The organism is Microbacterium sp. JB110, assembly GCF_003335195.1.
In the GTDB taxonomy this organism is placed as follows: domain Bacteria; phylum Actinomycetota; class Actinomycetes; order Actinomycetales; family Microbacteriaceae; genus Microbacterium.
Genome location: NZ_QPGM01000006.1, coordinates 41765 through 60709, shown reverse-complemented (window position 1 = coordinate 60709; position 18945 = coordinate 41765). Strand labels below are relative to the sequence as shown.

15 protein-coding genes are annotated in these 18945 nt (G+C 69.0%); 13 read left to right on the top strand and 2 right to left on the bottom strand.

Features of this window, described 5'->3' with window-relative positions; genetic code table 11:
* The first annotated feature begins 81 nt into the window (after window positions 1-81).
* The 10 genes from eccD (at window position 82) to CIK77_RS11455 (ending at window position 11225) form a co-directional block, all read left to right on the top strand.
* Complete coding sequence (gene eccD, locus CIK77_RS11500; protein WP_087053791.1) at window positions 82-1434, top strand: type VII secretion integral membrane protein EccD; 1353 nt, start codon at window positions 82-84, stop codon at window positions 1432-1434.
* A gap of 3 nt (window positions 1435-1437) precedes the next feature.
* Entirely contained in the window at window positions 1438-2754 is a 1317-nt protein-coding gene (locus CIK77_RS11495; protein WP_087053790.1) for a type VII secretion protein EccB, read from the top strand.
* Complete coding sequence (locus CIK77_RS11490) at window positions 2754-4040, top strand: S8 family serine peptidase (protein ID WP_087053789.1); 1287 nt, start codon at window positions 2754-2756, stop codon at window positions 4038-4040. The genes CIK77_RS11495 and CIK77_RS11490 overlap by 1 nt, the downstream gene beginning before the upstream one ends.
* Before the next feature lie 121 nt (window positions 4041-4161).
* Entirely contained in the window at window positions 4162-4911 is a 750-nt protein-coding gene (locus CIK77_RS11485; RefSeq protein WP_087053788.1) for a hypothetical protein, read from the top strand.
* 17 nt (window positions 4912-4928) lie between these two features.
* On the top strand, window positions 4929-6767 hold the full coding sequence (locus tag CIK77_RS11480) for a type VII secretion target (RefSeq protein WP_114347257.1): 1839 nt from the start codon (window positions 4929-4931) through the stop codon (window positions 6765-6767).
* A gap of 33 nt (window positions 6768-6800) precedes the next feature.
* Window positions 6801-7667: a hypothetical protein gene (locus tag CIK77_RS11475; protein WP_140403484.1), complete on the top strand. Its 867-nt coding sequence runs from the start codon at window positions 6801-6803 to the stop codon at window positions 7665-7667.
* A complete protein-coding gene (locus CIK77_RS11470) occupies window positions 7646-8425 on the top strand; it encodes a hypothetical protein (protein ID WP_087053785.1) in 780 nt (259 codons plus the stop codon). Before CIK77_RS11475 ends, CIK77_RS11470 begins: the two co-directional genes overlap by 22 nt.
* Window positions 8426-8532: 107 nt before the next feature.
* Window positions 8533-9363 carry a DUF2510 domain-containing protein gene (locus CIK77_RS18155; RefSeq protein ID WP_087053784.1) on the top strand — a complete coding sequence of 277 codons (831 nt, stop codon included), beginning with the start codon at window positions 8533-8535 and terminating at the stop codon, window positions 9361-9363.
* 91 nt (window positions 9364-9454) lie between these two features.
* Window positions 9455-9811 (top strand): hypothetical protein, encoded by a 357-nt coding sequence (locus CIK77_RS11460; RefSeq protein ID WP_087053783.1) that lies wholly within the window; start codon window positions 9455-9457, stop codon window positions 9809-9811.
* Between the two features lie 145 nt (window positions 9812-9956).
* On the top strand, window positions 9957-11225 hold the full coding sequence (locus CIK77_RS11455) for a hypothetical protein (protein ID WP_140403483.1): 1269 nt from the start codon (window positions 9957-9959) through the stop codon (window positions 11223-11225).
* Between the two features lie 84 nt (window positions 11226-11309).
* Here CIK77_RS11455 and CIK77_RS11450 read toward each other — a convergent pair whose 3' ends face one another.
* Window positions 11310-12731, bottom strand: a complete 1422-nt coding sequence (locus CIK77_RS11450; RefSeq protein WP_170934027.1) for an FHA domain-containing protein — start codon at window positions 12729-12731, stop codon at window positions 11310-11312.
* Window positions 12728-14062, bottom strand: coding sequence for a hypothetical protein (locus CIK77_RS17695; RefSeq protein WP_170934026.1), 1335 nt, complete (start codon window positions 14060-14062; stop codon window positions 12728-12730). Before CIK77_RS17695 ends, CIK77_RS11450 begins: the two co-directional genes overlap by 4 nt.
* An 85-nt stretch (window positions 14063-14147) precedes the next feature.
* Between CIK77_RS17695 and eccCa the strand changes: the two genes are divergently transcribed.
* The 3 genes from eccCa to CIK77_RS11435 all read left to right on the top strand — a co-directional run bounded on the left by eccCa (window position 14148) and on the right by CIK77_RS11435 (window position 18930).
* Complete coding sequence (gene eccCa, locus CIK77_RS11445; RefSeq protein ID WP_249268466.1) at window positions 14148-18146, top strand: type VII secretion protein EccCa; 3999 nt, start codon at window positions 14148-14150, stop codon at window positions 18144-18146.
* Between the two features lie 167 nt (window positions 18147-18313).
* Window positions 18314-18622, top strand: coding sequence for a WXG100 family type VII secretion target (locus CIK77_RS11440; RefSeq protein ID WP_087053856.1), 309 nt, complete (start codon window positions 18314-18316; stop codon window positions 18620-18622).
* Between the two features lie 20 nt (window positions 18623-18642).
* A complete protein-coding gene (locus CIK77_RS11435; RefSeq protein WP_087053780.1) occupies window positions 18643-18930 on the top strand; it encodes a WXG100 family type VII secretion target in 288 nt (95 codons plus the stop codon).
* Window positions 18931-18945: the final 15 nt, after the last annotated feature.

Below are 18945 nucleotides of genomic sequence, written 5' to 3'. Positions count from 1 at the left end.
CGAGGCCCAGCGTGTGGCAGAGTTCCGGATGCGCCCACGCGATAGTCTGAAAAGCGCGTGTTGACGGAAAGCGGGGATCCCATGTCGCCACAGACGACGGCTGTCGCGCCTGCGCAGCTCCTACGCCTCTCGGTGCAGTGGGAGTCCCAGCGCATCGACGTGAGCGTCCCCGGAGGCGTTCCGCTCGCCGAAGTGCTCCCGTCACTCGCCCGACGCCTCCGTGTCTTCGACAACATCTCCGCGTCATCCGGGTTCCACCTGGTGCAGGCAGACGGAACCGCGCTCGACGGGGACCGCACTCTCGGCTCCCAGAACGTGCAGGACGGCGATCTGCTCGTGCTGGAACAGGGGACGACGGCATCATCTGCGAAGCGCTACGACGATCTCGTCGAAGCCGTCGCCGACGTGGTGGAGAAGGACGCGCCGGCATGGTCGGCGCAGAATTCGGTCACGACTGCGACCGTGGTGTCATCGGTGCTGCTGCTGCTCGGTCTGGTCCCTGCTGTGTGGTCGTGGGCAGGCACCGGGACGATCGTCACCCCGGCCGGCGCCGGTGCGGCAGCTGTCGTTCTGATGACGTGCGCCATCGTGATGGATCGCACGCGCGCTCCGCAGCAGGCCGCGATGGCGCTCGCCGTCGTGTCCTCGGTGTACGCCGGCGTCGCCGGATACACGGCGATGCCATCGAACGGCGCATGGGCGGCGGCACTGCTCCTCGGCGCAGGGGCGATGCTCGTGTTCGGCATCGTGACGATGCTGGCGCTGACGCGCCTGCGCGAGTACGGACTCGTCCCCGTCGTCCTCGGCGGTGTGCTGCTCGCCGTCGGCGCCGTGACCACCTGGTTGGACGTGCCCGTCGCCGGGATCCTGGCGGCGGTGATGGCGCTGTCCGGCATCGTGGGGCTCGCAACGCCGTGGATCGCCCTGGCTTCCGTGCCGCTGCGCGTCGTCTCCGCCCGCGACGACTCCGAGGTCTACGAAGCACCGACCCGCATCGCACCCGATCAGGTCGCGAAGCTCTACGTTCGGGCACACCGATACCAGGTCTCCCTGCGCATCGCCGTCTGCCTCATCATCCTCATCGCGACGCCGCCCGTCGTCGCATCCGGCATCTGGGGGTTGGTGCTGTCCGCGGTGACGTACAGCGGCATGTTCCTCGGTGCCAGGCAGGTGTACTCGCGATTCGACATCGTCGCGGTCGCTTCCGGCGTGCTCTCAGGTGTGGTGCTCGGAGTCGTCACGGCCATCATCACCCACCCTGAGTGGATGACCGGGCTCGTCATCGGCCTCGCCGCCGCCGCGGTCTGCGTGATCGTGGTGGTGCTGCTCAGCTCCAAGGTGCGGATCGGTCTGACGCGCTTGGCAGACTTCGCCGAATGGGCGATGATCGCGCTGCTGCTGCCGCTGGCCATCATCGCCGGAGGCTGGTTCTGACCGATGGCATCCAAGGCCGAGCTGCTTCAGGCACAGGCGTTCAATCGCCGGCGACTGCGGACCGCGTTCACGAGCGGTGCTCCCGGCGGGCGCGAACTGCCGCCGGGAAAGCCGCTGCGCGGCGTGGTCGTCAGCGTCGCACTCGGAATTCTGACGGTGATCGTATCGCTGCTGATCGGCACGTTCACCGGCACCCTGCCCAAGGACTGGGGTGACGGCTCGATCATCGTGGTCAGCGGCGAGGGCACCCGATACGTCGCCCTCAGCGACACGCTGTACCCCGTCAAGAATCTCGCCAGCGCGCATCTGCTGGTGGAGACGACCGAGGTCACCTCGGTGCCGGCGTCGAAGCTCGACGGCATCGAGCGCGACCCCTCGCCGGTGGGAATCGACGGTGCACCGGATCAGCTCCCTGCCCCCGACCGGCAGTACACAGGGGCCTGGCTGAGCTGCGTCGAGGCCTCCCGTCCGCTCGAACTCTCCACGCGCATGCTCGGCGACGAGTCGGGCCCCGAGGAACGGGCCGGACTCGTGACGGACGATGACGGCGGGTACTGGTTCGTCCAGGGCGCCCACCGGTACGAAGTCGCACCGGACAGCGTCCCCGTCGTCGCGAGCGTCTTCCTGGGGATCGACGACATCGGCTCCGTGCCGACCGCTTCGTCGCTCTGGCTCAATCTCGTGACGCCGGGAACGCCTCTCACTGTGGACCTCGGCAGCCCGCTGGGATCGGACGCGGGCGCCGACGGTCTCGTCGTCGGGCAGACCGTGCGCACGCAGTCCGACGGCCAGACCGTCGCCGAGTACATCGTCGACGGGAACGGAGAGCTCGTTCCGGCCACACCGTTCGCGCGTACGCTGCTGACCGCGTACGTCGGCATCGACCCCGTCACCATGACCGTCGCCGAAGCGACGAACCTGAGGAACGTGAACTCGGATGCCGTTCCGGGCGACTGGCCGTCGGAGGCGCCCGTCGAGGCCGAGGACGCGAGCTCGGTGTGCCTGCAGATGGCCCATGGCGACGAGCAGCCGTCGGTCTCGGTCGCGGCCGTGCCGAACGATGTGGAACCGGGAACGCAGGTCACACCCGGATCAGGCGCAGCGATCACCGCGCACAGTTCCGGTGAGGGCGCCACATACGGATTCGTCTCAGAAGCCGGTGTGTACTTCCCCGTCGAGTCGGCCTCGGATCTCGAGCGCCTCGGGTACGAGCCCGATCAGTCGGTGCCGGTCCCGACAGCGTGGACGCAGCTGCTCGAACAGGGGCCGACTCTCAGCCGTGAGATCGCGCAGAGGACGGCACCGGGAACGGACGAGTGATGGCGCGTCGCAGGCTGCGAGGCGCAGCCGCTGCCGTCGGCATCCTCGCCCTGCTCGCGACGGGAGGCGCCGGCGGCGTCTCTGAGTCCGCGCCACAGGCGACGACGGCCATCGGAGAGTCTCCATCCGTCGATGCGACGGCGCAGCAGTGCACACCGAACCAGCGCACACTCTCCCCCGGCGCCAGCTACCTGCCGGCACGCCTCGGGCTCGATGAGGCGTGGGCACTCAGCCGCGGGGGCGGCGTGACGGTGGCCGTCGTCGACTCCGGCGTGAAGGCGGGCAATGTGCACCTCGACGGCGCGCTGGTGTCGGGCCGAAGCACCTTCGGCGACGGATCGGCCCCCGCCGACGACGATCTCTTCGGCCACGGGACGGCCATCGCAGGTCTCATCGCCGCGAGGCCGATCGACGGATCGGGCGTCGTCGGCGTCGCACCAGAAGCGAAGATCATGCCGGTGCGCGCCTTCGAGTCAGCGCCGGAGGACGGACAGCCCTCCAACGATCTCGCACTGCCATCCGCGGGCTCCGTATCGAAGGGAATCCGGTGGGCGGCCGAGCACGGCGCGCAGATCATCAACGTCTCACTCTCCGACGACGGTTCGCTCGAGCAGTACCGCAGCGCCGTCGCCCGCGCCGCAGAGCTCGGCGCGCTCGTGATCGCCAGCGCGGGAAACCGCAACACTGCTGATTCGGATCGTCCGGATCCCTCGCAGTTCTACCCGGGTGAGCTCGACGGCGCTCTCGCTGTGGCTGGCGTCCTGAGCGACGGCGCGTGGGACGCGCAGTCCTCGTACCGGGGCGAGCACGTCGACATCGCGGCGCCCGGCGAGTCCATGCCGTCTGCGTACATCTCGGGCGGCGACTGCGTCTTCAACCCTGACTCCGCATCGTCGAGCTACGCCACGGCGATCGTCTCGGGCGCCGCGGCTCTGGTAGCGGCCCGCTTCCCCGACGAGTCGCCCGACCAGTGGGCGTTCCGGCTCATCCAGTCGGCGATGCGCGTCTCACCCGCCGAGCGCAGCGACACCGTCGGATGGGGCGAGGTACGGCCAGCGGACGCGCTCGCGCTGACCGATGACGGCACCCTTCCCGGCCCGCAGTCGCCGACGCATCTGACCCCGACACCGACACCGCCTGATGACCGGATCGTCTCGTTGGAGCCGGTGCCCGACCCCCTGCAACCGGCACGCTCGATCGTCGGCTGGATGCTGGGCGCCGGTGCGACGGTTTCGACGCTCGCCCTCCTGTTGGCACGGTGGCGCGCGCGAAGGGCCAGAGACTGACCGCTCCCGGACGCGTTGTGCGCTGCGCCGCGGACGCGGCCGATGGGTAGTCCTACCCCTATGGCACATGTGGGCCTCTCCGTAGGATGGCTTCGACGGTCCACAACAGGAGGAGCCCATCGTGAACCTGGACATGGCGGACGCCAATCGGCTGATGGCAGAGCTGCGGGAGACCGCGGCAGAGCTGCAGCACGAACTGCGCGCACTGGGCGACGCGTCGAAGGAACTCACCCCGGTCACGGTGGAGGACGAGAAGAAGGCCGTCAAACTGACATTGGCCGCCAACGGCGCCGTCGAGACGCTCGCGCTCGACGAGGACTGGCGCGACAAGATCGGCGAGGAGACGCTCGGGCTCGCCGTGAGCTCCTGCTATCAGCACGCCATCGAGCAGCGAGCCGGCCAGTGGATGAAGGCGTATTCCGAGAACGCGGAGAAGGACGTCGCCGAGCCGGACGTCGCCGAGCCGGCGCCGGAGCCCGTGGAGCTGGGCGACCCCAGCTCCGATTGGGGCGCGGAAGGCCGTGAGCAGCTGCGGGCGATGTACGACGCCGCGAACGCCGAGCAGGAGAAGTTCCTGGCGCACCACGCGCGCCGTGCGCGCGAGGAGAGAGACGGGGTGAACTCTGCCAAGACCGTCATCGTCACGCGCGAAGGCGACACGATCACCTCCGTGACTCTCGATGAGCGGTGGGTGCGGAACACGAACGACTCGGTGATCGAGCGCGAGATCATCAGCGCATTGAACGGCGTGATGGCGATGGCCGCGCACGAACGAGAGAACAAGTACGAGGGGTTCCCGGCGATCCAGCAGCTTGCCGAGGTCGGGCACAGCCCCCGTGAGCTGATGCGCCGCATGGGCGCCATCCGGTGAGACAGGAAGCTTGAGACATGGGACTGCTCGATGACGTCGTCGACCTGGCGAATCCGCTCGACGAGATCGCTGATTTCACGGAGAACGTCGCGGAAGGAGACGGGCTCGGCGCATTGTCCAACGTCCTGGACGCGGCCACGCCCGTCGACGAGCTGTACCGCATCGGCACGGGGCTGAACGAGATCCCCGCGCCTGACATCTCGCCTGGCGGCCCCATCGGCGTCCCGTTTGCGCCAGGCGGCGGCGGAGGCGGAAACCAGCCGACGCCCACGATGCCGGAGCCAGAGGGGAAGTCAGCACTGCCGACGCCTCCTCCGGCACCCCCGGCGTCGTCGTTCGGCGCCGAAGGCGAAGTCGATGTCGACACGACCTACCTGCGCAAGGACGCTGAGCTCTGGGACACGGCCGGGGGTTCCTACGGCACCGTCAAATCGGCCGCCGAAGGACTGGACATCGATACCGCGGCGTTCTCGTTCATCGGCGGCGAAGCCGCGAGCGCCTACAAGACGTTCCAAGCCACCATGGTGGCGCTGCTGGGCACCGCGCCCGAGGCGCACACCCTCTTCGCCGAGTCGCTCCGGCTGACGGCCGATTCGTACGACGAGACGGACGTGGAGTCCGAAGGCAAGCAGGACAAGGACGTCGACGGCTCCGGCAGCTACGACGGCCCTACCGGCGGCGGCGCGCGGCCGGGGCCACGGGCGCGCACCGGTGGCGGCGCGCAGCGGGGCGCGCGACACGGTGGCGGCGCAGCGTGGCGCGGCGCGGCGGCACGGCGCGGCACCGTGGGCGGCGGCACCGGCGGCGCGCAACCCCCAGGTCGACGGATCGATCGGCGCGAGGTGGGTGACGACGCCGAAGACGCCCAGCTGGATGCCGAGGCGGATCAGCTCGACGCGCGTGCGGATGCCCTCGACCGGCAGGCCGATCAGGCTGACAAGCACGCCGAGAAGGCTCAGGAGCAGCTCGACGCGATCGACGCGCAGATCGACTCCCTGCAGGAGCGCGCCGCCGAACTCGACAGCAGCGCCACCGACATCGAGCGTCGTGCGACCGAGCTCGATCTCAAGGCCGAGCAGCAGCTGCAGGCCGGCGATTCCGCCGGCGCGCTGCAGACACGAACCGAATCCGCGGCTCTGCGCGCGGAGGCCGCCGCACAGCGTGCGGAGGCCGCAGACGTCCGCGAGCAGATCGAGGGGCTAGAAGCGGACCGGGACGGCGCAGCAGAAGAGGCGGTGGACGCCCGAGAGGACGCCGCGGAGCTGCGTGACAAGGCCGCGGACCTGCGCGATCAAGCGGCCGAGATGCGCGACCAGGCAGCCGGAGACGGCGGCGACGGTGCGACGGCCGATTCTCCTGGCGACAGCGACCTTCCCGGCGAGTCCGATCCGACGGCCGATGGCGATGTCGATGGCGACCCGACAACTGCACCCGGGGACGGCGACGGCGCGGACGACTCCCAGACGCAGCCGGATGGCGACGACAGCGGAGATGGACAGTCACAGCCCGATGGCAGCGACGGCAGCGACACCCCGCAGACGCAACCGGATGGCGACGACAGCGGAGACGGACAGACCGAGCCGGGCGACTCGGACGTCCAACCGACTCGTCCCGACCTCGACGGCGGACCGGCGACGATCGATGCCACACCCGACATCGACATACAGCCCACCCCTGCCGATGCCGACGGCACCCCTGGAACGATCAGCGACGGGCCGGACATCGAGATCCAGCCGACCCCCGCCGCCCCCGACGCAGGGACGGATCCGTTCGGCGCCGTCTCCGACGCCGACGGCGCCGCTGTGACTTCTGAACCCGCCTCTATGCCCGCGTGGCAGTCCCGACTCAACAGCTGACCTCAGCTCTCTCGACGGAAAGCAGACGACATCATGACACCACGCATCAGGCCCCCACGCGTTCCGAACGGCTCCTCCTCTCCTTCTGGTTCTCCCGGTCGCTCTGGCAGTGCGTTCGGCGATTCCGGCTCCACCAGCCGCCCGCACGGGAGCGGCTCGACCGGCAGCGGACGCGACAACGGGCCGGATGTGGACAAGTCGAAGACGAAGTTCCAGGAGATCGTCGACGGCGCGAACTCGGTCATCGACATCATCAACGGCGTCCTCGAACTCGCCAGCCACATCCCCCTCATCGGTGAACTGATCGACCGGATCAACGAGCTGATCGGCAGGATGTTCGAGAAGGTGAACGAGGCCATCCAGAAGACCACAGATGCCTTCGCCTTCGTCGGCAACCCGGCTGCGCTGCGGCGGGCCGGCCGGAGCTGGGTGGACAACGTGGGCGCCCCCGCCACCGAGGCGACGGCGACGATCATCCCCGCGGCGCTCCCCAGCACGGGGAACTGGGAGGGCGCAGCCCACAATGCCTACAGCGCGCGCGTCGATCTGCAGCAGCCCGCCGCGGAGGACGTCTACGGCAAGTGCGTGATGATCGACAACGAACTGAACAAGTTCGCCGACGCGATCGTGGATTTCTGGGTGTCATTCTCGATCGCGACCATCACGACCGCGATCGGCGTCGCGCTCGGCATCGCCCAGATCGTCTCGGTCTGGGGCGCCCCCACCGGTGTCGCGACGATCATCGCCGAAGTCGGCTTCTTCATCCTGGACATCATCGGCCTCATCAGCATCATTCTGACGGCCAACCAGGCCGCATCGTCGTTCATGACGACCGTGACCAATGAGCTGAGCTCGGCCGCGGCGTTCCCCGGCGGTGCATGGCCGCGCCACACGGCCTGATGATGGCGGAGCCCGATCAGCCGGAGTCGGCCGCCGAGCACGGAGGCTCTCTCGTGCTCGGCTTCGGCGAGCGGATCGTGCGCATCCCCGCTGGTACGACGTTCGTCGTCGGCCGCGGAGCGGATCTGTCGATCGGCGACAACCCGTACGTGCACCGCCGCTTCCTCGAGATCGCTCAGCGCGACGGCGTCTGGTGGCTCAGCAACGTCGGATCGGCGCTCACCGCCTCCGTGTCCTCGGCCGACGGAGCGGCCCAGTCGTGGCTGGCGCCCGGTTCGTCGATGCCGCTGGTGTTCCGCACGACGACGGTGATGTTCACCGGCGACTCAACCATGTACGAGGTCTCCTTGACGGTCGAGTCCCCGGTCTACGAGGAATCGGTCGGATGGAACGGCGCCGGCGTCGCCGGGGGCACGGCAGAGCTGCTGTCGCCGATGCAGCGCATCCTGCTCACCGCACTCGCGGAGCCGCTGCTGCGTGACGGCGACGGGGGCGCGGCACGCCTGCGTTCCACCGACGAGATCGCGGCGCGACTGGGCTGGCCCGTGGAGAAGCTCGAGCGGCGCTTGGGCAGCCTGTGCGACAAGTTCGCACGGATGGGCGTTCGCGGACTCGACCGCAGGGCAAGCGGCCGGCTTCTCGCATCGCAGCGTTCTCGACTCGTGGAGCTCGCCGTCGGCACACGGATCGTGACGATCGTCGACCTGGAGCTGCTTACGGCCTTCGCCACTCAGGGCGTCGACGCTCCGGCGGCATGACCGGCCGGGGTCAGGGAACGGGCCGGATGCGCCTGGTATACACGTAGGGTTGCGCGGCGGAGGCTGCGCGCCAGCGCGCAGAAGCTGACGACGAGGAGAGAACACGGATGAGCACTCCGGCCGGATGGTACGACGACGGTTCCGGGCGACTGCGATGGTGGGACGGCGAGCGGTGGACCGACCGCTTCTCATCGCCAGGAGATCACGGCGCCGGAACCGAGGCGTCGCCTTCTGCCCGGCCTGAGGCGTCGTTCGCGCCCACGGGGGCGCCCGTCGCCGGCGCGTGGGCTCCGGGCTCCGCGCAGCCGCCTGCGAGTCCTCAGCGGTCGTCGGTTCTCGGTTTCGTGGGGCTGGGATTGGCGGTGCTCGGAACAGTACTGGCCTGCATTCCGACGGGGGTGACCTTCCCGATCGGCCTCGTCCTGCTGCTGGCCGCCTTCGTGGTGTCGCTGGTCGCGGTGTTCCAGAAGGGCACGAAGAAGTGGCCGTCGGTGACAGGCATCATCCTGTCCGTCGTGGGCGGCATCGTCGGCAGCATCGTGTTCGTACTCGTACTGTGGTTCGGAATCACGGGGGCGATGGACGACTATCCGACACCACAGGATCCGGCGCCGACGATCACCGAGCAGCCGCCGGAAGAACCAACGGATGAGGCGCCGGAAGAACCTCCAGCGGACGATGATGGCGACGACGACAGCCGCCCCTCGCCCGAAGCGATCGGCGAGGGTCTCGAAACCATCGCCCACAGCGGAGGCATGTTCGAGTACGACGATGTGCCCGGCTACTTCACCTGTGTCGGACAGTACTACTACGACTCCGATCTGTCGGACGAGTCCCTGCAAGGCCTTGCAGGGGGCGACGACGTGACAGAGTCCGAACGCGATATGGGGATACAGGTGGCGTACGACGCGACAGGAGAGTGCGACCCGAGTCTGTAGCCACTCGGGCTATGGGGAGCACTCCCCATGGAGACCACCGACGCTCCCGGGCTAGGATCGTCGCGGACACGGACAAGGGAGGGGACAGCCGATGGTCAAAGGCTTCTTCATCTACAACGACATCGTCGCCAGAGTGCAGGTGGCTCTCATCACCGAGTGCTACGACGAACTGTCCGCCTGTGTGGAAACGGCCGCTTCCCTCGAGGACGGTCAGACCAGTGCTCTGTGGACCGCCGATGGGAAGGCCACCGAACTCACCGCTGCCCTCAAGGCGAAGTATCACGCCGCCGGCTCATGGCTCAACGACCTGAGCAACAAGCTCGACGACGCGTGCATGAACCTCAAGCGCGCGATCGCCGAGACCGAGCATCTGCAGGATCAGCAGAAGGCGGCCTACCAACGCCAACTCGACCAACTGCTGAAAACGACGCAGCCGACTGCCAATTGACCGGAAGATGACCATGGGACAGCATCAGGAGAGACTCGCGCGGCTTCAGCTGAATCAAGTGAGCACCTTTCTCAGTGGCACCCGTGCGAAGCAAGCCGACGCTCGGTCGACGCTGAATGGCTCCGTCAATACCGCAACTGAAGGTGTGCACAAGGCAGCAGGCCTGAACGCATTCGAGGGCGACTACGGGCAGACCGTCGAAGACGGCCTATTGGCGCTGCGTGGGAAGCTGGAGAAGTTCGGCGATTACCAGAAGAAGCTCAGCATCGCGATCAATGCCGCCAACCACGCGATGAGCGACACCGCGAACAGCGCGGCGGGCGTCCCCAGCGGCGAGCTGACGCCGGAGCAGCAGAACACGCTCGATATGGCTGCCAAGACGGACAGTCCCGTGCAGGTCTCTCCCGGTGTGACCCTCACGCCGGATCAGGCGAAGCAGCACTATCTGGACCAGGCAGAGGCCGACCGCGAGGAGGCGGCCCGTAAGCTCAACGCCGCTCTCGACGCCAGGCTGGAAGAGATCATCAACGGACTCCCCGGGTCAGAGTACGACCCGGAGAAGTCCGCACCGGACGGCTCGAGCGCCGACGGATTTCCCTCGGTGGACGACCCAGGTGCCGACGGCGGCACCGGCGGCGGCACCGGCACCGGCGGCGGCACCGGCGACAGCCCCACCGTGAACGACCCCGGCGTCAACGGTGGGCCCGGAGGCGGCACGGGAGACGGATCAGGCAACAACCCCGGCATCGACGGCGGCCCCGGAGACGGATCAGGCGGTGGCGGGTCAGGCGGCGGCGGATCAGGCGGCGGATCCGACGGAGGCGGCTCAGGGGGCGGCGGAAACGACTGGCCCGATATCGAGCACCCAGGGACGGATGATCCGAAGGTCGTCGCTCCGTGGCCGCCCGGCTACATCGGCGACCCGCCGGTCACCGACCCGCCCGGCGTCGACGATCCGCGTATCGACGGCGGCACCGACGGCTTCATCCCCGGTACCGGTGGCGGCGGAGGTGTCGGCGGCGTCGGTGTCGGCGGCGTCGGAGGCGGCGTCGGAGGCGGCGGGGTCTCCGGTGGCGTCGCCGGCGGCATCGCCGGTGGCATCGCCGGAGGTGCTGCCCGCCGCGTCGGCGGCGCCGGAAGCATCGGAACCATCGGCGGTGCATCGGGCACGGCGTCCGACGCAGGGGTCAGCGGAAGCGCGAACGCTCAGTCCGGAGCAGCAGGCGGCCGCGGCATGGTGGCCGGCGGCATGGGCGGAGCAGCCGGAGCAGGCAGCAGCAAGAAGAACCGCAGGCGAGGCCAGGACCTGACCGCCTTCGCCGTCGGCGACGAGGACGAGGCGACCCCCGACCTGGGCGAAGCGGGTGCTGCCGGACGCACCGAGTCCGAGGGCAGGGAAGAGTTCGGCTGGTAGCGGAACTTCCTGCTGCGGTTCTCCCGGCTGCGTTGCGGGTGGGAGAACCGCAGCAACCGCCGACCGCTCGTCGGTGACGCTCGCTCAGGCCGCGACGACACGGACGACGCAGTCGCCGAGTTCGAGGACCAGCCCTGGCACGAGACCGAAGCGCTGATGCGGAGTCATCGGGCCGGAACGGCCGTCACTCGTACGCAATGACGATCCGTTGCCTGAGCCGAGGTCCTCGAACCACGCCTGATCGTCGACGATGCCGAACCGGCCGTGCGTACGGGACACGGATCGGTCACCATCGGGCACGGCGACGAGTGCGGCATCCGGGCGCTCACCCTCGGGAACCCTGGGCGCGCGGCCGATGTAGCCGATGCCGCGGATCGGCACGATCGTCCCGTCGTGGAACTGCAGTGCGACGGTTGCCGCAGCATCCTCTGCAGACACCGACGACGACGTGCCCCGCATCGCCGGCGAGCCCTCCACCGAGGATGTCACGGGCGCAGGCGGGGGCGGCGGTGCCGGGGCCTCGTCCTGCGCCGGAGGCGCTGGCGCGTCTGCGGCACCCGCGACCCTCCGATGCACGAGCTCGGCGTCGCCGCCGAGCACCAGAACATCTCCTGGCATGAGGAAGTACGGGATGTGCGGAGCGAGGGGCGTGATGCCGCCCCAGGAATGACGCACCGAGACGCCGTTGGTGGAACCGAGGTCCTGCACCCACAGCCGTTCCTCGTCGATGCCGAACGAGGCGTGAGTGCGCGACAGCGAACGTGCACCGTCGGTCACACGCACCAGGATCGCATCCGGGATCGACTCAGGCGCCCGCGGCGCGCGACCGATGAAACCGAGGCCCGTCACCCTGACCACCGCGCCGTCCGCCAACTCGAATGCGGGAACGGTGCTCCCCGTTGCAGAAGGGCCGGAGGGAACGGGGGCGGGCACCGGTTCGGCCGGCGCCTCACGCGGCGGCGGGGGCGCCGTCGCGCTCACGTCACTCGGTCCCGGCGCGTGGCCCGCGTCGTCCGCGACCACGCGGGCGTCGAGCATCGGTGCGTCGACGGGGTCCGCCGCAGCCTGCTTCGTCCGGCGAACATCGATCACCCTGGCCCCGGCGACGCCGTCGAGCAGGCCGGATGCCGCGAGCCCGGCAGGCAGGAGCACGGGGATCACGTGGGCGAGGCCCATCAGTGCGCTGCGCAGGAACAGCCCCGCGGCCCCGACGCTGACGCCTGCGTCGCGCCGCACCGTGCGGAGCCCCACGGCCAGGCTCCCCGGTGTCGCGCCCGTGTGCCCCTCCCAGATCCAGCCGATCGCCCACAGCTCGACCAACGTCACCGCGAACAGCGGAAGCGACCCCGTGAGCGCCCAGACGAGCGCAGCGATCGCAGCGACGATCGCGACGTCGATCAGGTATGCCCCCGCGCGCTTTCCGGCCGAGGCGCGCTTCCCTGCCGTCTGGTCCGCCCGCGAGGGCGTCGACCGTGCGCGGGACGGGGCAGGCGGAGTGAGCGTCATGAGAAGACCTCCAGGATCTGTCCGGCTATCCCGGAGCCGTACACGAGTGCGGCCGGGGAGAGCGCGAGGAGGATGGCCTCGATGATGTCGCCCGTGCGCGACCAGCCCAGAGAGCGCCAGTCCTGGGCGAGCGGAACCGTCAGGCAGCCCACGATCCCGCCGACGAGCACCAGTGCGAGAGAGATCAGGAGCGGTCCGACGTGCAGCGCGTTCAGCAGCGCCGCGGCCGCAGCCACGGTCACGACCGCTCCCGTCACCATGGACGCACCTCGCGTCAACCCGTCGCGCACGCTGCGCGAGGTCAGCAGGAAGTAGCATCCGATGCCGAGCGTCCCGCCCAGGACGCACCACGCCTCGATCGACCGATCCGTGATCGCGAGAAGTGCGCAGAGCGAGGAAAGCAGCGCGAGGGCGCCGGCCGTCACCGTTCCGGCCTCGGAGCGACGACGCGCCAGCAGCGTCTGATGGGCCGCTCGATCGCTGCGCACAGGGGAGGGCTCAGTCGCCGGCCTCGAACGTATGCCCTGAGCGTCGCGGATCACGAAGGGCGTGTCGATCAGTTCGTCTGAGTTCACGTCGAGGGCGGCGCCGCGCATGTAGCGGAAGATCGGAGCGGCGCAGGCGGCCTGCACCGCGGCGACGGCGGCAACCGGCACGTCGGCGATGAACGCGGCCGCGTTGAGCACCGCGAAGACCGACCACAGTGCGGCGATCGCGCCCGTGGTGCCGGCCGCCGTATCTCCGTGCGCACGGGCGCTCGCGTGGCGCGCGCACGCCGCGGTCGCGCCGGCAACGGCACCCGCGGCGATCATCGCTGCGGCGTCCGAGAACGGCGAGAGCGCAAGTGCTCCTGCCGTGGCCGCCAGCGGCGGTGCGACGAAAGCGACGTAGACGTTCCGTTCGCGCACGGGCTGGACGAGCATGATGACCGCGCCGATGAGCAGCACCGAGACGGAGACCGACACCGTGATCGGGGACGGAGCGGCAACGGTGCAGGCGACCAGCCCGAGCGCGACCACGAGCAGCAGCGCCAGTGCCGTCCAGCGGGGACGGGCGAGTCCGGTGCCCGCGCGTGCCGCCCCTCGCCCGGACGCATGGGTCGGCGCCAGGGCGCTGCGGTCGAACAACCAGATCACGCCGCCGTCGCCCGGCGCGGCCGACACCTCGCTGTCGAGGTCGATCGCGGCCCCCGACGTGGTCGTGCCGACGTACCGATTCAGGTCGACGCCGCCGACGGCGAGCAGCTCGGCGACGGTCGAATCGGCACGGACGACGAGATCATGTCGGCTGTGAGCGTCCGCGACAGTGAGCCGAATTGCCTTCGCTGACACTCCCAGCCCCTCGACGATCCTCGGTACGACACTGTTTCGTGCCCGCTCCCTGACACAATGGTAAGCGACTCGAGGAGGGCCTGTCGTGAGCAACACCACTACTCGTCGCGCGCCGAAACCCCCGGCCGGCGGGCAACTCACTCTGCAGCAGGCCCCGGAGCTCCCCAAGCCCGAGGGCGCCTCGAACACGCTGATGATGGCGCTGCCGATGGTCGGCAGCCTCGGCTCGGTCGCGGTGCTCTCGCTCGCTCAGGGCGGCGACTCGACCCGCACGTACATCATGGGCGGGATGTTCCTGTTCATGGCGCTGTCCATGGTGGGCGGTCAGATGTGGCGGCAGAAGTCCCAGCACTCCACGAATGTCGAGAACACCCGACGCGAGTACCTCGCCTACCTGGCCGAGACACGCGACTCCGTACGCGAAGTCGCCTCACGCCAGCGCAGGTATGAGGAGTGGATGCTCCCGATGCCCGATACGCTGCCCTTCATCGTCGAAGAGGGTTCGCGGGTGTGGGAGCGAACCGCCGACGACACGAACTTCCTGGTGGCCAGGGTCGGCACGGCCAGCCAGCCTCTCGCCATGACCCTGGAAGAGGCACCGATCCCCGCCCTGGCGCAGCTCGATCCGGTCAGCGCGTCGGCGGCGCACCGATTCGTGCTCACGCACGACCAGGTGCCCGATCTGCCGTTCGCACTGAACATCGGCACCTGCGCACGCCTCGAGATCGCGGGTGAGACCGTGCGCGCTCGAGGACTGGCACGTGCCGTCGTCGCGCATCTGGCGACCTTCGCCGCGCCGGAGGACTTGCAGATCGCGGTGATCGCATCCCATGCCGACCTGCCGTACTGGGAGTGGATGAAATGGCTTCCCCACGCGCAATCCGACACCGTCAGGGATGCCGTGGGCGGCGCTCGCCGCATCGGGACGTCGTGGGCCGACGTCGAGAGCCTCGTCGTCGACACGCACTCGCGCGGACCCGTCGGCGGGCGGAGCGGCCCCGTGCCGCACCTCGTGGTGATCACGGACGGCACCCGACTGCCTGCCGATCACCCGTTCCAGGCGGAGGGCGGGGTCAGCGGCGTCACCGTCATCGACATCCCCCGCGAATGGGATGAGCTCACCGACCCGTTCACCATCCGTCTGGTGATCGACGACGAGGCCGAGGAGGGCCCGATCCTCACCGTCGCCCGACGGAGCGCAGGGGCGGTGCGCGGGAAGCCGGACTTCCTGGGAATCGCCTCGGCTGAGGCCGCGGCGCGGCGTCTGACCGGAATGGTCGAGGCCGTCGAGGACGAAGAGGCCGGAGGCGGCCCCCGTACGATCTCCGCGGAGCTGACCGACCTGCTCGGCCTGCCCGATGTGCGCGACTTCGATCCCGAGCTCGCATGGAAGCCGCGCTCGGCCCGCGACAGGCTCCGTGTGCCGATCGGACTCACCCCGAGCGGCCAGCCCATGATCCTCGATATCAAGGAGTCCGCTCAGCAGGGCATGGGGCCGCACGGCATGCTGATCGGTGCGACCGGATCGGGCAAGTCCGAGGTGCTGCGCACCCTGGTGCTCTCACTGGCGATGACGCATTCGTCCGAGGCGCTGAACTTCGTGCTGATCGACTTCAAGGGCGGTGCGACCTTTGCCGGCATGGCCGACATGCCCCACGTCTCTGCGGTGATCACCAACCTCGGCGACGACCTGACGCTCGTGGACCGCATGCAGGATGCCATTCAAGGTGAGATGACGCGGCGCCAGGAGCTGCTGCGCGACGCCGGAAACTTTGCGAACGTCACGGACTACGAGGCGGCGCGAAAGGGCGGCAGGACCGACCTGGAGCCGCTGCCTGCACTTCTGATCGTGGCGGACGAGTTCTCGGAGCTGCTGGCGGCCAAGCCCGACTTCACCGAACTGTTCGTCGCCATCGGCCGACTCGGCCGCTCACTCCAGGTGCACCTGCTGCTGTCGACGCAGCGGCTGGAAGAGGGCAAGCTTCGCGGTCTCGAATCGCATCTGTCGTACCGGATCGGCCTGAAGACGTTCTCCGGTGCGGACTCACGCGCCGTCATCGGCGTCCCCGATGCCTTCACCCTCCCTGGCGGCGGCGGGCACGGCATTCTGAAGTCGGATGCGGAGACCCTCACCCAGTTCCGGGCCGCATACGTCTCCGCCCAGCCGAAGACCCGCAGGCGGCGGTCTGGCGCATCGACAGACACTCCTGAGCCCGCTGCTCGGCCGATCCGCGAGATCGAAGCCAGGGCGTTCACCGCCGCGCCCGTCGTCGTGCCGGAGGAGCCGCACGAGCAGACCCCCGTTGTCGAAGCGCGAAGCAGCGAGCCCGCGGAGAAGCGGGTGACGTTCGACATCGCGGTCTCCCTGATGAAGGGCAAGAGCATGCCAGCCCACCAGGTGTGGCTGCCGCCTCTCGACGTCCCGCCGACGTTCGACGCTCTGCTCGGCGACCTCGTCGAGGATCCTCAGCTCGGCCTGATCTCACCGAAGTGGCGTGAGGCCGGCCCGCTCACGCTGCCGCTGGGCATCGTCGACCGCCCGCTCGAGCAGCGTCGCGACAGCCTGGTGATGAGCCTCGTCGGCGCCAGCGGCCACCTCGCGATCGTCGGCGGCTCCCGCACAGGCAAGAGCACCCTCGCGCGCAGCGTGCTGACGGGCATCGCACTCACGCACACGCCGCTCGAAGTGCAGTTCTACATCATGGACTTCGGTGGCGGCACCTTCGTGCCGTTCGGGAAGATGGCGCACGTCGCCGGCGTCGCCGGCAGGAACCAGCCCGACGTTCTCCGGCGCATGTTCCAGGAGATCGCCGGGATCGTCGATGACCGGGAGCGGTACTTCACCGAGCACGGCATCGACTCGATCGACACCTACCGGCGCCTGCGCGCCCAGGGCACGGCCGACGACGGCTACGGCGACGTGTTCCTCGTCGTCGACGGCTGGCCCACGATCCGCTCGGAGTTCGACGACATGGAGTTCGAGATCCAGTCGCTGGCCGGGCGTGCGCTCACGTTCGGGGTGCACCTGATCGTCACCACCGCGCGCTGGATGGACTTCCGCAACGCCATCAGGGACACCTTCGGCTCGAAGCTCGAGCTGCGGCTCGGCGACACCAGCGACTCCGAGATCGACCGCAAGGTCGCCGTGAACGTTCCACTGGGGCGCCCTGGCCGCGGCCTCGCACCGTCGAAGCACCACATGCTGACCGCGCTGCCCCGAGTGGACGGCTCAGGCGACCCCGACACCCTGGGCGAGGGCGTCGGGGACCTGATCGACAGGGTGAACCGCGCATGGCAGGGGCCGCAGGGACCCAAGCTGCGCCTGCTCCCCGAGCTGCTCGACCTCGACGAGCTGCGCCGCCAGGCCGCCGATACGCCGGCGGAGAAGCAGGTGCTGCTCGGCGTCGACGAGGCGAGGCTCGCGCCCACCGGATTCGATTTCCGGCGCAACCCTCACCTGTACCTCTTCGGGGACAGCGAGTCGGGCAAGTCCGGCTTCCTGCGCGGGTTCTCGCGCGAGATCATGCGCACGATGTCGCCGGCTCAGGCGCAGTTCTTCGTCGTCGACTACCGTCGGGCGCTGCTCTCCGAGATCCCGGACGAGTACTTGGCCGGTTACTACACCACGGCTGAGCAGGCCGCCGACGAGCTCTCCGGCCTCGTGGAGTATCTGCGCGGACGCCTGCCAGGGCCAGACGTCACGCCGCAGCAGCTGCGCGACCGGTCGTGGTGGTCGGGTGCCGAGGTCTTCATCCTCGTGGACGACTACGACCTGGTGAACACGCAGTCGGGCAATCCGATCGCGGTGCTGCAGCCATTGCTCGCTCAGGCGACGGATGTCGGGCTGCATCTCATCCTCACCCGCCGTTCCGGCGGTGCGTCGCGCGCCACCTTCGAGCCGGTCATGCAGACTCTGCGGGACCTCGCTGCCCCCGGCATCCTGCTGTCCGGCAGTCCGGACGAAGGTCCACTGATCGGCAACGTCAAAGCGACTCCGGCGGTTCCCGGCCGGGCGAAGGTCATCACCCGCGAGCGCGGCCTGGAGATCATGCAGCTGGCACATACACCGCCGTCTCAGCTGTAGCCGCACACGTCCGTGAGCAGTCGAGAGCGCACGTGGGCAGAGCTACCCATAGGCAATCGCGCGGTGGAATCCGTAAGGTGTTCACTGTCGCCGGGCATCGGCGTCACGGCCCTCAGGGCTGAAAGTACTCGGGGCTGATCAGCCCTCAGAACCAGGAGGTGACCGCGGTGAAAGAAGTCTCAGCAGCGGATGGTGCCCTTCAGCGTGGCGCCAAGATCGTCAATGAGTCGAAGGGGAACATCGTCCTCGAACTGAACGCGATCCGGACCAAGCTGTCCGGGATCCAGGCAGCGTGGCAGGGTCGGGGTTCGAATGCGTTCCAGCAGTCGTTCAACGCCTGGCAGGAGAAAGCGCGCCGGATCACGAACGCGCTCGACCAGTTCGAACAGAATCTGATCTCCTCGCAGACGACCTACTCGGCCACTGACGACACGTCGGAACAGGGCCAGAAGAAGTTCCTGGGCCGTCTCGGCTGACACCGGAGGGAAACGACATCATGACTCACGGATACAAGATGCAGTTCGGGACGGTCGAAACGGCCGGCTCCGACATCGGCACGAGCGCGAACAACCTCGGGACCAGGCTCACCGAGATGGAGGAATCCCTCAAGCCCCTGCAGGCCGACTGGACCGGTGAGGCCTCGGAGTCCTACCTCCGTTCGAAGACGCAGTGGAACCTCGCCCTGAACGAGATGAAGCAGCTCCTCCACGACATGGGCCGTCAGGTCATCGAGGATGCCGCCAACGGTCAGGCCAACGAGGCGAAGAACCGGAACCGCTGGTAGTCAGCTGCTCACCGC

Bases quoted from the DNA above. Each gene is read 5' to 3' on its own strand.
- eccD (WP_087053791.1), top strand. From the start codon at position 82: ATGTCGCCACAGACGACGGCTGTCGCGCCTGCGCAGCTCCTACGCCTC.
- CIK77_RS11495 (WP_087053790.1), top strand. From the start codon at position 1,438: ATGGCATCCAAGGCCGAGCTGCTTCAGGCACAGGCGTTCAATCGCCGG.
- CIK77_RS11490 (WP_087053789.1), top strand. From the start codon at position 2,754: ATGGCGCGTCGCAGGCTGCGAGGCGCAGCCGCTGCCGTCGGCATCCTC.
- CIK77_RS11480 (WP_114347257.1), top strand. From the start codon at position 4,929: ATGGGACTGCTCGATGACGTCGTCGACCTGGCGAATCCGCTCGACGAG.
- CIK77_RS11475 (WP_140403484.1), top strand. From the start codon at position 6,801: ATGACACCACGCATCAGGCCCCCACGCGTTCCGAACGGCTCCTCCTCT.
- CIK77_RS11470 (WP_087053785.1), top strand. From the start codon at position 7,646: ATGGCCGCGCCACACGGCCTGATGATGGCGGAGCCCGATCAGCCGGAG.
- CIK77_RS18155 (WP_087053784.1), top strand. From the start codon at position 8,533: ATGAGCACTCCGGCCGGATGGTACGACGACGGTTCCGGGCGACTGCGA.
- CIK77_RS11460 (WP_087053783.1), top strand. From the start codon at position 9,455: ATGGTCAAAGGCTTCTTCATCTACAACGACATCGTCGCCAGAGTGCAG.
- CIK77_RS11450 (WP_170934027.1), bottom strand. From the start codon at position 12,731: ATGACGCTCACTCCGCCTGCCCCGTCCCGCGCACGGTCGACGCCCTCG.
- CIK77_RS11435 (WP_087053780.1), top strand. From the start codon at position 18,643: ATGACTCACGGATACAAGATGCAGTTCGGGACGGTCGAAACGGCCGGC.